General features: G+C 30.0%; 15 protein-coding genes, 1 tRNA gene and 2 pseudogenes. All 18 read left to right on the top strand.

Annotated elements, in window-relative coordinates; translation table 11 throughout:
- Nucleotides 1-143 precede the first annotated feature (143 nt).
- The 18 genes and pseudogenes from GQS57_RS11260 (at nucleotide 144) to scpA (ending at nucleotide 13,905) form a co-directional block, all read left to right on the top strand.
- Nucleotides 144-800 carry a TetR family transcriptional regulator C-terminal domain-containing protein gene (locus GQS57_RS11260; protein WP_165732953.1) on the top strand — a complete coding sequence of 219 codons (657 nt, stop codon included), beginning with the start codon at nucleotides 144-146 and terminating at the stop codon, nucleotides 798-800.
- 6 nt (nucleotides 801-806) lie between these two features.
- Nucleotides 807-2,111: an AarF/ABC1/UbiB kinase family protein gene (locus tag GQS57_RS11265; RefSeq protein WP_165732954.1), complete on the top strand. Its 1,305-nt coding sequence runs from the start codon at nucleotides 807-809 to the stop codon at nucleotides 2,109-2,111.
- 384 nt (nucleotides 2,112-2,495) lie between these two features.
- Complete coding sequence (locus tag GQS57_RS11270; protein ID WP_165732955.1) at nucleotides 2,496-3,917, top strand: SDR family oxidoreductase; 1,422 nt, start codon at nucleotides 2,496-2,498, stop codon at nucleotides 3,915-3,917.
- A 391-nt stretch (nucleotides 3,918-4,308) separates the two neighbouring features.
- A pseudogene (locus tag GQS57_RS11275) lies at nucleotides 4,309-4,514 on the top strand (TIGR03643 family protein).
- A gap of 3 nt (nucleotides 4,515-4,517) precedes the next feature.
- Entirely contained in the window at nucleotides 4,518-4,742 is a 225-nt protein-coding gene (locus tag GQS57_RS11280) for a hypothetical protein (protein ID WP_165732956.1), read from the top strand.
- 78 nt (nucleotides 4,743-4,820) lie between these two features.
- A complete protein-coding gene (locus GQS57_RS11285) occupies nucleotides 4,821-5,036 on the top strand; it encodes a hypothetical protein (RefSeq protein ID WP_068448590.1) in 216 nt (71 codons plus the stop codon).
- Nucleotides 5,037-5,042: 6 nt separating this feature from the next.
- Nucleotides 5,043-5,726 carry an SDR family NAD(P)-dependent oxidoreductase gene (locus tag GQS57_RS11290; RefSeq protein ID WP_165732957.1) on the top strand — a complete coding sequence of 228 codons (684 nt, stop codon included), beginning with the start codon at nucleotides 5,043-5,045 and terminating at the stop codon, nucleotides 5,724-5,726.
- A 16-nt stretch (nucleotides 5,727-5,742) separates the two neighbouring features.
- Nucleotides 5,743-6,216, top strand: a complete 474-nt coding sequence (locus GQS57_RS11295; protein WP_165732958.1) for a glutathione peroxidase — start codon at nucleotides 5,743-5,745, stop codon at nucleotides 6,214-6,216.
- A gap of 60 nt (nucleotides 6,217-6,276) precedes the next feature.
- A pseudogene (locus GQS57_RS11300) lies at nucleotides 6,277-6,390 on the top strand (hypothetical protein); the annotation flags it as partial.
- Nucleotides 6,391-6,398: 8 nt separating this feature from the next.
- Entirely contained in the window at nucleotides 6,399-6,860 is a 462-nt protein-coding gene (locus tag GQS57_RS11305) for a TspO/MBR family protein (RefSeq protein ID WP_165732959.1), read from the top strand.
- Between the two features lies 1 nt (nucleotide 6,861).
- Nucleotides 6,862-7,338, top strand: a complete 477-nt coding sequence (locus GQS57_RS11310; protein ID WP_165732960.1) for an SRPBCC family protein — start codon at nucleotides 6,862-6,864, stop codon at nucleotides 7,336-7,338.
- A gap of 38 nt (nucleotides 7,339-7,376) precedes the next feature.
- Nucleotides 7,377-8,684: a deoxyribodipyrimidine photo-lyase gene (locus GQS57_RS11315; RefSeq protein ID WP_165732961.1), complete on the top strand. Its 1,308-nt coding sequence runs from the start codon at nucleotides 7,377-7,379 to the stop codon at nucleotides 8,682-8,684.
- A gap of 236 nt (nucleotides 8,685-8,920) precedes the next feature.
- A tRNA-Thr gene (locus tag GQS57_RS11320) sits at nucleotides 8,921-8,994 on the top strand.
- Between the two features lie 219 nt (nucleotides 8,995-9,213).
- A complete protein-coding gene (udk, locus tag GQS57_RS11325; RefSeq protein ID WP_165732962.1) occupies nucleotides 9,214-9,819 on the top strand; it encodes a uridine kinase in 606 nt (201 codons plus the stop codon).
- A 7-nt stretch (nucleotides 9,820-9,826) separates the two neighbouring features.
- The gene (locus tag GQS57_RS11330; RefSeq protein WP_165732963.1) at nucleotides 9,827-10,141 is read left to right on the top strand and encodes a septum formation initiator family protein; all 315 of its coding nucleotides are present in this window, start codon (nucleotides 9,827-9,829) and stop codon (nucleotides 10,139-10,141) included.
- A 3-nt stretch (nucleotides 10,142-10,144) separates the two neighbouring features.
- A complete protein-coding gene (locus GQS57_RS11335) occupies nucleotides 10,145-11,521 on the top strand; it encodes a methylmalonyl-CoA mutase subunit beta (RefSeq protein WP_165732964.1) in 1,377 nt (458 codons plus the stop codon).
- On the top strand, nucleotides 11,514-11,849 hold the full coding sequence (locus GQS57_RS11340; protein ID WP_165732965.1) for a hypothetical protein: 336 nt from the start codon (nucleotides 11,514-11,516) through the stop codon (nucleotides 11,847-11,849). The genes GQS57_RS11335 and GQS57_RS11340 overlap by 8 nt, the downstream gene beginning before the upstream one ends.
- Nucleotides 11,842-13,905: a methylmalonyl-CoA mutase gene (gene scpA, locus GQS57_RS11345; RefSeq protein WP_165732966.1), complete on the top strand. Its 2,064-nt coding sequence runs from the start codon at nucleotides 11,842-11,844 to the stop codon at nucleotides 13,903-13,905. Before GQS57_RS11340 ends, scpA begins: the two co-directional genes overlap by 8 nt.
- Nucleotides 13,906-13,915: the final 10 nt, after the last annotated feature.

Below are 13,915 nucleotides of genomic sequence, written 5' to 3' on the forward strand. Positions count from 1 at the left end.
TAAGATTGCACGCAAATATAGATAATCTATTGATGTTTATTCTTTTAATTTTAAAGTGGATAATTTAATTTAACACAAATTACTGTTTAACAAAACAAAGAATTCGTTAAACAATTGTATATTTGCATAAATATCAAAAGATTATGGCAAAAAAGAAAAATATTACAAAAGACAATTTAATATCTTGGTATATGGAATTTGTCTTAGAAAACAACCACCAACCAAAGTCTGTATATAGTTTTGCGAAAGAAAATAATTTTGATGAAGCTGATTTTTATAAATTCTATAGTTCTTTTGAAACTGTTGAAGAAGCTATCTTTTCTGAATTTTTTAATCACACCATAACTGTTTTAGCTAAAAGTGAAGACTATGAAAACTTTGATGCAAGAAACAAATTACTCAGTTTTTATTTTACTTTTTTCGAAATACTAACAGCGAATAGAAGTTATGTTGTATATGCGTTAGAAAACAGTAGAAAAGATTTTAAGAAACTAAAATCGCTAAAAAAATTACGAGAAAGCTACCTCAACTATGTTCAGAATATAGGCATAGAAAAAATAGATCTAAAGCATGAGAAACTAGAAAAAATTCAAGATAAATCAATTAAAGAATCTTCTTGGTTTCATTTATTAGTAACCATGAAGTTTTGGTTAGATGATGTTTCACCATCCTTTGAAAAAACTGATATTTTTATTGAAAAATCAATCAATGCTCGCTTTGACTTAATGGACATTAAACCATTACAAAGCATTATCGATTTTGGAAAATTCATTTTAAAAGAAAAAGTAAACTTTAATTAAAAGCCCATGAAAACAATTGATTCTATACCAACTTCTAAAATTCAGAGAGCTTCTAAATTAGTTACTACTGGTGCAAAAATTGGGGTTAATTATCTTAAATATTATGGAGATAAAATAACCAAAACAGAAGACGAAGCAAAAGCACGTTTAAACGAAAATAATGCTGAAGATATTTATGACGGTTTAAAAACGTTAAAAGGAAGTGCTTTAAAAGTTGCTCAGATGTTGAGTATGGAAAAAAGTATCTTACCACAGGCGTACGTAGAAAAATTTTCTCTTTCGCAGTTCTCTGTACCGCCACTTTCTCCTGCCTTAGTTACCAAAACCTTTAAAAAGTATTTTGGAAAAGATCCGAATGAAATATATGACAAATTCAACACTGTTTCTATAAATGCAGCAAGTATTGGTCAGGTTCATAAAGCTGAAAAAGACGGAAAAGAATTGGCTGTAAAAATTCAATACCCAGGTGTTGCACAAAGTATTGCATCAGACTTAGCATTGGTAAAACCTATTGCAATTAAAATGTTTAATATAAAAGGGAAAGACTCTGATAAATATTTTAAAGAAGTAGAAAATAAATTAGTTGAAGAAACCAATTATATTTTAGAAGTCGAACAAAGTAAAGAGATAGTAGCTGCCTGCAAACACATTCCTAATCTTAATTTTCCTGAATATTATGCTGATTTATCATCAGACAGGATTATAACCATGGACTGGATGCATGGTGTTCATTTATCTGAATTTTTCACAGACAACCAAGAAGTCGCTAATAGGCTAGGACAAGCACTATGGGATTTTTATATGTTTCAAATTCATAAATTAAAAAAAGTACATGCAGATCCGCATCCTGGAAATTTTTTAATATCACCTGAAAACGAATTAATTGTCATTGATTTTGGATGTATGAAAACCATACCAGAAGACTTTTATGTACCCTATTTTGAATTGGCTCAAAAAGACAACATAGCCAACCCTGTATTTTTTGAAGAAAAATTATTTCAGTTAGAAATTTTAAGAGAAGATGATTCAAACGAAGAACTCTTGTTTTTTAGAGCTATGTTTCATGAAATGCTAAGTTTATTTACTCAGCCGTTTCACCAAGAAACTTTCGATTTTTCTGACGAGGTTTTCTTCGGTAAACTTTCTGACTTAGGAGCTAAATACGCAAAAAGTACAGAGCTAAAAGACATGAATGGAAATAGAGGATCTAAGCACTTTATTTATATTAATAGAACCTTTTTTGGCTTGTACAATTTAATGCACGATTTAAAAGCAAAAGACATAAAAATCAATAATTTTAAATCGCTATAATAGCTTTATTTACCAATAAGTGTCCCCCAAAACTAGAGCATCTGTGTAAAACACCCCCTATAAACAGTTGCTCTAGTTTTAAATTCCCCAACTTTATACTTTATTTTAAAGCCTACAACCACCCACAGGAAATATTTATAAAAATAGAAAAGAAAGCGCTATCTTTACTATCAATCATATTTTTGAAAATAGTATTAAAGACTCACATACTACATCAACAAAATATCTAGAAGAGTTAAATATAAAGGGTAAATTGTTAGAAAACGACGGGTTAATCAATTATCTCTAGTGAATGTTGCCACAATTAATGGTTTAGACTGTTATTCCAAATCAAAATTAAAGAAGCAATTAACTTATCAAAAACCTAAAAAAAGAAACAAATCTATGAAAATTCTTGTAACAGGTGCAACTGGCTATATAGGCAAACGTTTAATTCCGCTATTACTAAATGATGGACATACTATAATTTGCCCTGTAAGAGATAAAATTAGAGCTGAAAATTATTACAGAAATCAAAAAAACATTCAATTAGTTGAAGCTGATTTTTTAAACATAGACAGCCTCCTTAATATTACAAAAGACATAGACGCTGCTTATTATTTAATTCACTCCATGTCTAATTCCGCAAAAGAGTTTCATCTTTTAGAAGAAAAATGCGCACTCAATTTTAAACGTTTTTCAGAAACAACAAACATAAAACAAGTTATTTATTTAAGCGGAATAACCAATGACACTAAACTCTCTAAACATTTATTATCACGAAAAAACGTAGAGATTACACTAGCGTCAGACAAATACGCATTAACTACTTTTAAAGCAGGAATTATTGTTGGATCTGGAAGTTCTTCTTTTGAAATCATAAGAGACCTGGTAGAGAAATTACCCGCAATGATTGCTCCTAAATGGCTGAATACAAAAACACAACCCTTGGCCATTAGAGATGTTTTAACTTTTTTACACAAAGCATTAGATAAAAAGGAATTATTCAATACTTCTCACGATATTTTTGGCCCAGAAATTCTAACTTATAAAGAAATGTTACTGCAATTCGCAGAAGTTAGAAAACTAAAAAGGCACATTTTAACGGTGCCCATAATGACACCAAAATTATCTTCTTATTGGCTCTACTTTGTAACCTCTACTTCTTACAAATTAGCAAGCTCTTTAGTAAATTCTATGGGTGTAGAAGTTATTGGAAACAAAAGTAACATTAATGCTATTTTAGATGTAAACCCAATGTCTTACAAAGAGGCTGTGAAATTAGCATTTAAAAAAATTGAACAAAACAGCATTATTTCTAGTTGGAAAGATTCCTATATAAGTAGCGGAAAATTAAAAAACTTTGTTCACGAGTTTGTGAACGTCCCAGAGTATGGCTGCTTTAAAGACCATAAAGAAAGAGTTCTAAAGGATAAAAAAAGAACACTAGATAGAATCTGGGCAATTGGAGGAGAAACAGGCTGGTATTACGGAACTTTTCTATGGAAAATTCGTGGATTTTTAGATCATTTTTTTGGTGGAGCCGGTTTACGACGAGGTAGAAGACATCCTACAGAATTAAATATCGGTGATGCTCTAGATTTTTGGAGAGTAATTTATGCTGATAAAGAAAAAGGAAAACTCCTACTCTATGCAGAAATGATAATGCCTGGTGAAGCTTGGTTAGAATTTAAAATTGACGAGGGAAAACTACACCAAACAGCAACATTTAGACCTCATGGCTTAGGAGGAAGACTCTACTGGTATGCTGTAATGCCTTTTCATTGGTTTGTTTTTAACGGTATGATTAACAATATTAACAAGTAAAATACCACAATAACTTATAAGTCAAAATCCTTATTAATCTGTATCGTTTATCAAGGACTTGACACATTTATCTCTTTTCTATTCTAAAGGCTATTTGACCTCAAAGAATTTTATCAAAAAAGGCATATAAATTTAAAACAACAATTTTGTTTAATTTATTTTGTAAATCATTAAACATTTATTATATTTGAAATATAAATAACTGTTAATAGGAAATATAGTCCCCTAATTGCTTTTTTCAAAAACGGAAAAAGGAAATTTATTTTAATATGTTTATAGTATTTGATTGCTATAAACATATTAAAATAATAAAAAGTTAATTCTATGTAGCTATAAGATAAATCTATGCATTAAGTAATTAAACGGCATAGCTATTGAGCATATAATAGAAATGGACTGGAAAGATAGACCACGTTTGAAGCAATAAAAGATCAATTTAACCTAAAATAATAAGAAGTAATTGATTTAATGCTGAAAGAAACGAAGCCTAAAAGCTTTGTAATGTGGAGAAAAAGGGTTCAGGAAAGAAAAACAAAACATTTAAAGTTAAGAACTTTCCAAAAAGGAAGATTTAAATGTTCAATACAGAAAAATTAAATTATGGAGTTAATCAAAAAAGCATTAGAGTTTGAAACAAGAAAAATGAGATTTCCAACTACAAGTGACCGTGTTTTAGCAGCTAGAGAAGCAAAAGCTTTAATCTTAGACTTAAACGAGGTATATAAAAAGAATAAAGATTCTGAAATTATGGATATCATGAAACGTTTAACCCTTATTAAACAAAGAATAGAGAGACGTTTAAAGGGAAAACCGTTAACTGCATAATAATTATAGATTTCTCTTGTTTTTCTAACTTTTATAATTATATTCACAAAATTATAGATTAAAACAGAGAAACATAGCATGAATTTATTAGAAAGAGCGGAAGAGTTTGAACATAGAAAGTTCTCATTTAAGACAACTAGTGATAGAATTGTAGCTTCTAGAGAGGTAAAAGCCTTAATACTAGAACTAAATGAAGTATATAAAGCAGAAAAAGATCTTGAAATAATGGATCAAATGAAGCGCCTTACAGCAGTTAAACAAAAAATTGAAAAGCGCTTGAAAGGAAGACCTTAAAAGCAAATGAATAAAATTTTAGTTATTGGAGGAAGTAAAGGAATTGGAAAAGCTATTATTGATAGTTTAATTGATGAAAATTCAATTATAAATATCAGTAGAACAGCTCCTTTACTTCCCCACACTAACCTCAATCACTTTAATTGTGATATCCTTACAGATGATTTACCTGAGATAGACGCAATAGACACCTTAATCTATTGCCCAGGAAGCATCAATTTAAAGCCAATTTCTAGACTAAAACTTACCGATTTCAGAGAAGACTTTGAAATTAATGTAATTGGAGCTGTAAAAGCAATTCAACATTATTTACCCGCATTAAAAAAAGGAAACAACCCTTCCATCTTACTATTTAGCACGGTAGCTGCTAAATTAGGAATGCCTTTTCACGCAAGTGTAGCCACTGCAAAATCTGCCGTAGAAGGACTAACAAAATCGTTAGGAGCAGAATTGGCACCACTAATTCGCGTAAACGCCATTGCCCCAACAGTAACAGATACAGAGTTAGCCTCTAAGTTATTGCGCAATGAAAGAATGATTGAAAACATAAAAGAACGACACCCTCTAAAAAAATATTTAGCCCCAAAAGAAGTTGCAGACCTAGCTTCTTATTTAATATCTGAAAAAGCAGGTGCTATATCTGGTCAAATTTTTGAATTAGACTGCGGAATTGTCAGTTTTAAAATATAATTAAAATCAGAATTAAATGAATATTTACAATATAGAGATTAATAGTCTCCAGAATACCCCTATTCTTTTGTCAGATTTTAAAGGCAAATATATTCTTTTTGTAAACGTAGCTTCTAAATGCGGATTTACACCGCAATACAAAGATTTAGAAGAGTTGCATAAAACTTATAACGACAAAATAGTTGTAATTGGAGTTCCTTGTAATCAGTTTGGAAAACAAGAACCAGGATCTTTTTCTGAAATTGAAGAATTTTGCGAAGTTAATTATGGTGTCTCCTTTTTAATTACAGAAAAAATTGATGTAAAAGGAAAAAATCAAAATCCACTATATACATGGCTAACATCTAAGAAGTTCAATAATAAAAAAAACTCTACCGTAAAATGGAATTTTCAAAAATATTTAGTTTCACCAGAAGGAGAATTAGTTGATTATTATTTTTCAATTACAAAACCTTTGAGTTCAAAAATAATAAAACACTTAAAATCATAAAATAGGTTTGACTTATTTAAAAAGAAAAGTGAGATAGAAAAGTTGTAAGAATCTTACAAGAAATTAATGGAAGAAGCTTTTAAACTACAAGCTATTATTAGAACAAATAGCGACAAAAATTATTCAGAAGCAGATAACATCCTAAAAAAAAATGAGTCTTTAAAATCTAAATAATTTATTCTATGAAACAAGTAAAGCTTACACTATTATTTTTAGTAATCAATTTTGGTGCTTTAGCCATTGGAAGTTGGTTAATGAATAACGGACCACTTTCCGATTGGTACACCAACCTAAACCAAGCTCCTTGGACACCACCTGGAATTGTATTTGGTATTGCCTGGACTTTTATTATGATTTGTTTTTCTATCTTTTTAGGTAAACAATTTACAACCAATTACAATTCAAAAATACTTTCCGTTTTTATAATTCAATTTATTTTAAACGTTAGCTGGAACTACATTTTCTTCAATCAACATTTAGTTTTAATTGGTTTGATATCGATTGTATTACTCACAGCAACATTATTTTATTATTTTTTTAAATTAAGTAATAAAACAGGCGGCTATAAATATTTACTATTGCCATACATGATTTGGCTTTGTATTGCAACCTCATTAAATCTCTACATTCTAATTCATAATTAACATGAAAATATACACATTCCACAGAAAACAAAAACTACCAATTACACTAGAAGAGGCTTGGAAGTTTTTATCGAGCCCAAAAAATTTAAAAGTAATTACGCCTACTTATATGAGTTTTGATATTCTTTCGGGAGCAGAAAAACCAATGTTTGCTGGTCAGATTATACAATATATTGTTACCCCAATTCTTGGGATAAAAACAAAATGGGTTACCGAAATTACGCACGTAAAAGAAAACGAATACTTTGTAGATGAACAACGTTTTGGACCGTATGCATTATGGCATCACAAACATTTTATCAAAGAAATTGAAGGTGGCGTAGAAATGGAAGACATTATAGACTATAAAGTTCCTATGGGAATTTTAGGTCAAATAGCACATCCTATACTAGTAGAACCCAAATTAGAGGAAATTTTTGAGTACAGACAAAAGAAATTAATTGAACTTTTTGGACAATACTACCCGCCAATTAAATAGATTTTTTCTGTTTTACAGAAATTAAATAATTATAATAAATGAAGACAGAGATAAACATTTTTTGGTTTAGAAGAGATTTACGGTTAGATGATAATTGCGGATTATATCATGCCTTAAAATCAGGTAAAAAAGTACTTCCAATTTTTATTTTTGATGAAGAAATTTTAAGTAAATTAAAGAAAGATGATGCACGTGTTTCTTTTATTTATCAGGAAATAGCGCATATTCATGAAAAATTAGTTGAAATAGGGAGTGTTTTAGAGGTTTATCAAGGAAAGCCTAAAGAAATTTACAACTCATTATCAGAAAAGTACACCATCGATACCGTTTTTACAAATCATGATTATGAACCGTATGCGATAAAAAGGGATTTAGAGATTAAGGAATTTCTTTCATCAAAAAACATCAATTTTAAAACATTTAAAGACCAAGTAATTTTTGAAAGAAATGAAATTGTAAAAAAAGACGGTACACCGTATAAAGTTTACACACCCTTTTCTAAAAAATGGCTAGAAGCTTTTCATTTTAAAGGAATTCAATTTTTCCCTTCAGAAACATTGCTAGAGAATTTTATCAAAAGTAAAAACCAACCTATTTTAAAATTAGAAGCTATTGGTTTTATAAAATCTGCCATAAAAGTTGCTTCCTACAAAGTATCTTCTAAATTAATTGATACGTATGAAGAAACCAGAAACTTCCCTGCAAAAGACAGTACTTCTAAATTAGGTACTCATTTACGTTTTGGTACCGTGAGTATCCGTAAAATGGTTGACGAAGCATCAAAAAGCAACAACATTACTTTCTTAAAAGAATTGATTTGGCGCGAGTTTTTTATGCAGATTTTATGGCATTTTCCACACACCGTTAAAGAGAGTTTTAAACCAAAATACGATAGAATTCTTTGGAGAAATAACGAAGACGAATTTAAAGCATGGTGCAAAGGTGAAACAGGTTATCCGTTAGTAGATGCAGGCATGAAAGAATTAAACCAAACAGGTTTTATGCACAACAGAATTAGAATGTTGGTAGGTAGTTTTCTTTGCAAACATCTATTGATAGATTGGAGATGGGGAGAAGCTTATTTTGCAGAAAAATTACACGATTACGAACAAGCCAGCAACATAGGTAATTGGCAATGGGTTGCAGGTACTGGAGTGGATGCCTCGCCTTACTTTAGAATCTTTAACCCCACCACTCAAATTAAAAAATTTGATAAAGATTTAAATTATATCAAAAAATGGGTTCCAGACTTTCAAGAACTCACATATCCTGCTCCTATTGTAGAACATAAATCTGCTAGAGAACGTTGTTTAACCACCTATAAAAAAGCATTGGTAGATTTCTAGTTGTTCTTACAATTTTTTTTTATCAAATTTAAATATAAAAGAAAGCAACATATAAAATATAAATACGTTTTTTACTTATAAAATAGAAAAATATCTATTCAATATTCTTCAATTTTATGTAAAATTATTCTTGTTTTAAAGGCTTCAATGTAAATTGAAGCTTTTTTATTAAAAAAAATGAAATTTAATTTGGTAGTAACTAAAAATAGTCTTTAATTTGCGCTCTCAAAATAAAAGCCGATGTAGCTCAGCTGGCTAGAGCAGCTGATTTGTAATCAGCAGGTCGTGGGTTCGAGTCCCTCCATCGGCTCAATTTATTAAAAAGTCTCAAAAATTAATTTTTGAGACTTTTTTTATGTAAAACACTAAAAATCAGTCTAAATAATAATTTAATTTTTATTTTAAAAAATGCAGCTAATTAAAAATAGCTCTATTATTTTAAAATAGAAGCTATTTAAGATTAAATAAATCCTAAATATTTGTAAATTCTTTATTATTTTAGACAATTAATTATCTTAATCATAATTATATGCTCATTATTGGAATTGCCGGAGGTACAGGAAGTGGAAAAACTACGGTTGTAAATCAAATAATTAAACAACTACCTACAGGTGAGGTTTGTGTAATTTCTCAAGATTCATACTATAACGAAACCGTAAACTTATCTTATGAAGAAAGATCAAAAATTAATTTTGATCATCCAAGAGCCATCGATTTTGATTTAATTGTTAAGCATTTAAAAAAATTAAGATTAGGAAAAACAATAGAACAACCTGTTTATTCTTTCGTAACACACAACAGAACTACAGACACTATTAAAACACATCCTAGAAAAGTGGTTATAGTAGAAGGTATTTTAATTTTAAACAATGAAGCATTAAGAGATTTGTTTGACATAAAAATATTTGTGCATGCAGATACAGACGAGCGCTTAATTAGAAGAATTAGAAGAGATATTACAGAAAGAGGAAGAGACATTGACGAAGTTTTAAATAGGTATCAAGATACTTTAAAACCAATGCACCTTCAATTTATTGAGCCAACTAAAAATTTTGCAGATATTATTATTCCTAATAATAAACACAACACCGTAGCAATTGATGTTGTTAGAACAGTAATTAACGATCGTTTATAATCTAATTATGACTTTTAGCACGTTTAAAAATAATAAGGCAGTAAAGATTCTAACAAACGTTTTTGTTTTAATCTTAATTCCATTTTTAATTTGGATGTTCTTTTTTGACGAAAATTCCTATTTAGCACATAGAAAATTCGATAATGAAATTAAAGACTTAGAAAGTACAATTTCATTTTATCAAAAGAAAATAGCAGAAGACAAAGCCACCATAAAAAAACTACAAGACTCTATTCAATTAGAACGTTTTGCAAGAGAAAAGTATTTAATGAAAAAAGAAAATGAAGAAATTTATTTAATAGAATTTGATACCATAAAATAAGAAATGAAAAATTCTCTTTTTGATGATTTTCTAAAAACTACACCAGCTGCTTGGAAAAATAAAATTCAAGTAGACTTAAAAGGTGCAGATTATAATGACACGTTGTTATGGAAAACTCAAGAAGGTATTGTTGTAAAGCCATTTTATACACAAGAAGATAGATCTAGTCTTAAAATAAAAACTCCAAAAAAAGGATTTAATATTTGTGAAACTATTTTTGTTGATGATGAAAAAATAGCTAACTCACTAGCTATAGATGCTTTAAAAAGAGGTGCCAACTCGGTTCAATTTATTGCATATAAAAATTTCGATTATAGAAAACTACTTCTTAATATTGATGTAAAATCTATTTTCATTTACTTTCAATTTCATTTTTTAGAGGACACCTTTCAGTTAGAAGTTTCTAAATTTGTAAATTCAGAAAAAACATATTTTCAAACAGATATAATAGGTAACTTAGCGGAAACAGGTAATTGGTTTTTTAATTTAAAAGAAGATTTTATAAAGCTAGAGAGAATTCAGAAAAATGCTACAAATTGCATTGCTATTTCTGGAGATCTATATCAAAATTGCGGAGCAACAATTACACAACAATTAGCTTATACGCTAGCGCATGCAAATGAATATCTAAATAAGTTTGGAAATACTGTTGCAGAAAAATTAAGTTTTTCTTTTTCTGTAGGAAGTAATTATTTTTTTGAGATTGCAAAATTAAGAGCTTTTAGAATTTTATGGTCTGCACTTATAAAAGAATATGAAATTGCGGATTTAGAAGCTCATATTTTTGTGCAACCAAGTTTAAGAAACAAAACTATTTATGATTATAATGTAAACTTATTAAGAACAACATCAGAATGTATGAGCGCTATTTTAGGTGGATCAAATACAATTTCTAATGTTTCTTACGATGCCATTTATCATAAATCTAACGAATTCGGAAATCGTATTTCTAGAAATCAATTGCTAATATTACAACAAGAAAGTTACTTAGCAGAAGCTCAATATTTTGCCGAAGGTTCTTATTATATAGAATCAATAACACAACAATTAGCAGAAAACGCATTAACTCTTTTTAAGCAAATAGAAAAAAGTGGCGGTTTTTTAAAACAATTAAAGAGCGGCATCATTCAGAAAAAAATTAAAGAAAGTGCTTTAAAAGAAGAAAATAGTTTCATTCAAAAAGAAATAATACTTTTAGGTACAAATTTGCAACAAAATAAGGAAGATAAAATGCAACAAGATTTAGAATTGTATCCTTTTGTTAAGCAAAGAAATATAAAAACACTAGTCCCCCCATTAACTAGAAAACGGCTTTCAGAATCATTAGAAAAGGATCGGTTACATTCTGAAAAAAGTATAGAACAAAATAAAAATGGATAAAAACAAAGAAATTCTACTTAAACAGAAAAAACAAAATGAGCTAAAACTTGAGATTCAACAATTAAAAAAGAAACTTCCTTCACTTATAATCGGATTTATTTTTTTCGTTGCAGTCAGTCTTTATTTTCTAGAAGACAAGTTTTATCATTTGTTTGGGAACAGTGTTAACTTTATATTTAGCACCGTTATGCTATTGTGTGTATTCTCTTTAGCTTTTATCTTAAAGAACTATATTAAAATTAAGAAAAGGCAGAAAAAAGTAAAAAAAATTGGAGTTGAATTATATAAATTAATGAAACTAGACGAGGGCAGCCCTAAAAATGAGTAGAAAAAATTTACAAAATATAAAACTCAAAAATACAGACGTTAACACAAAACCTTCTTTTAATCAAGAAGGTTTTGCTGCTGGTATTGCTCCTAATTTACGAGGCCCCTATGCTACTATGTACGTTAGAAGACCTTGGACAATTAGACAGTATGCTGGTTTTTCTACGGCAGAAGAAAGCAATGCTTTTTATCTAAAAAATTTAGAAGCAGGTCAGAAAGGATTGTCTGTTGCTTTTGACTTAGCAACTCATAGAGGCTATGACTCCGATCACGAACGAGTACAAGGTGATGTTGGTAAAGCTGGTGTTGCCATAGACTCTGTAGAGGATATGAAAATTCTATTTGACAAAATTCCGTTAGATAAGATGTCTGTTTCTATGACTATGAATGGTGCTGTTTTACCCATTTTAGCTTTTTATATTGTTGCCGCAGAAGAACAAGGTGTTTCTTTAGAACAATTATCTGGTACTATCCAAAATGATATTCTAAAAGAGTTTATGGTTAGAAATACATACATCTACCCTCCTGCTCCTTCCATGAAAATTATTGCTGATATTTTTAAATTTACAAGCAGTAAAATGCCTAAATTTAATTCTATTTCTATTTCTGGTTACCACATGCAAGAAGCCGGTGCTACAGCAGAAATAGAATTGGCATATACATTAGCAGACGGTTTAGAATATATTAGAAAAGGAATTGAAGCAGGCATGGAAATAGATGCTTTTGCCCCAAGACTTTCTTTCTTTTGGGCAATTGGCATGGATCATTTTACTGAAATTGCAAAATTACGAGCTGCAAGAATGTTATGGGCAAAAATTGTAAAACAGTTTAATCCAAAAAACTCAAAATCTTTAGCCTTAAGAACACATTGCCAAACAAGCGGTTGGTCTTTAACAGCACAAGATCCTTTTAACAACATAGCAAGAACAACCATAGAAGCTATGGCTGCTGCTTTTGGTGGTACACAAAGTTTACACACCAATGCTTTAGATGAAGCCATTGCTTTACCAACAGAATTTTCTGCAAGAATTGCTAGAAATACACAAATACACTTACAACTAGAAACATATATAACCAAAACGATAGATCCTTGGGCAGGAAGTTATCATGTAGAAAAGTTAACCGAAGATTTAGCAAATAAAGCTTGGGAATTAATTAGTGAGGTAGAAGAACTTGGTGGCATGACAAAAGCCATTGAAAAAGGAATTCCTAAAATGCGTATTGAGGAAGCTGCAGCTATTAAACAAGCAAAAATAGACAGTGAAAAAGACGTAATTGTAGGAGTTAATAAATATCAGTTAAAAAAAGAAGATCCTCTACAAATCTTAGAGGTTGACAATGAAGCTGTACGAAATTCTCAAATTAAACGATTAAATCATTTAAAAAACACAAGAGATAGTTCAGCTGTAAAAAACTCTTTAGACGCGTTAACAGAATCGGCAAAATCTGGAGAAGGAAACCTATTAGACTTAGCAGTTAAAGCAGCTAAAAACAGAGCAACTCTAGGTGAAATTTCTGATGCTTTAGAACTGGTTTTTGGGAGACACAAAGCAATTCACAAAACAATTTCTGGAGTATATAGCAAAGAAATAAAAGACGACAAACTCTATAAGAAAGCAGCAGATTTATCTGATAAATTTGCAGAGTTAGACGGAAGGCGTCCGAGAATTATGATTACCAAATTAGGGCAGGATGGACACGATAGAGGAGCAAAAGTTGTAGCCACCGGTTATGCCGATTTAGGTTTTGATGTAGATATTGGCCCTTTATTTCAAACACCACAAGAAGCAACAAAACAAGCGATAGAAAATGATGTCCATATTTTAGGAATCTCCTCTTTAGCTGCAGGGCATAAAACCTTAGTTCCGCAAGTTATAGCCGAATTAAAAAAATACGGACGAGAAGACATTATGGTTATTGTTGGTGGCGTTGTACCTGTACAAGACTATCCCTTTTTATTAGAAGCCGGTGCTGCTGGTATCTTCGGACCTGGAACTAAAATTGCACAAGCTGCCATTGACTTACTAACTATTTTAATTGAAAGTACAGCCGAATAAAAACCCATTT

This window comes from Polaribacter sp. 20A6 (genome assembly GCF_011378915.1).
GTDB lineage: Bacteria > Bacteroidota > Bacteroidia > Flavobacteriales > Flavobacteriaceae > Polaribacter > Polaribacter sejongensis.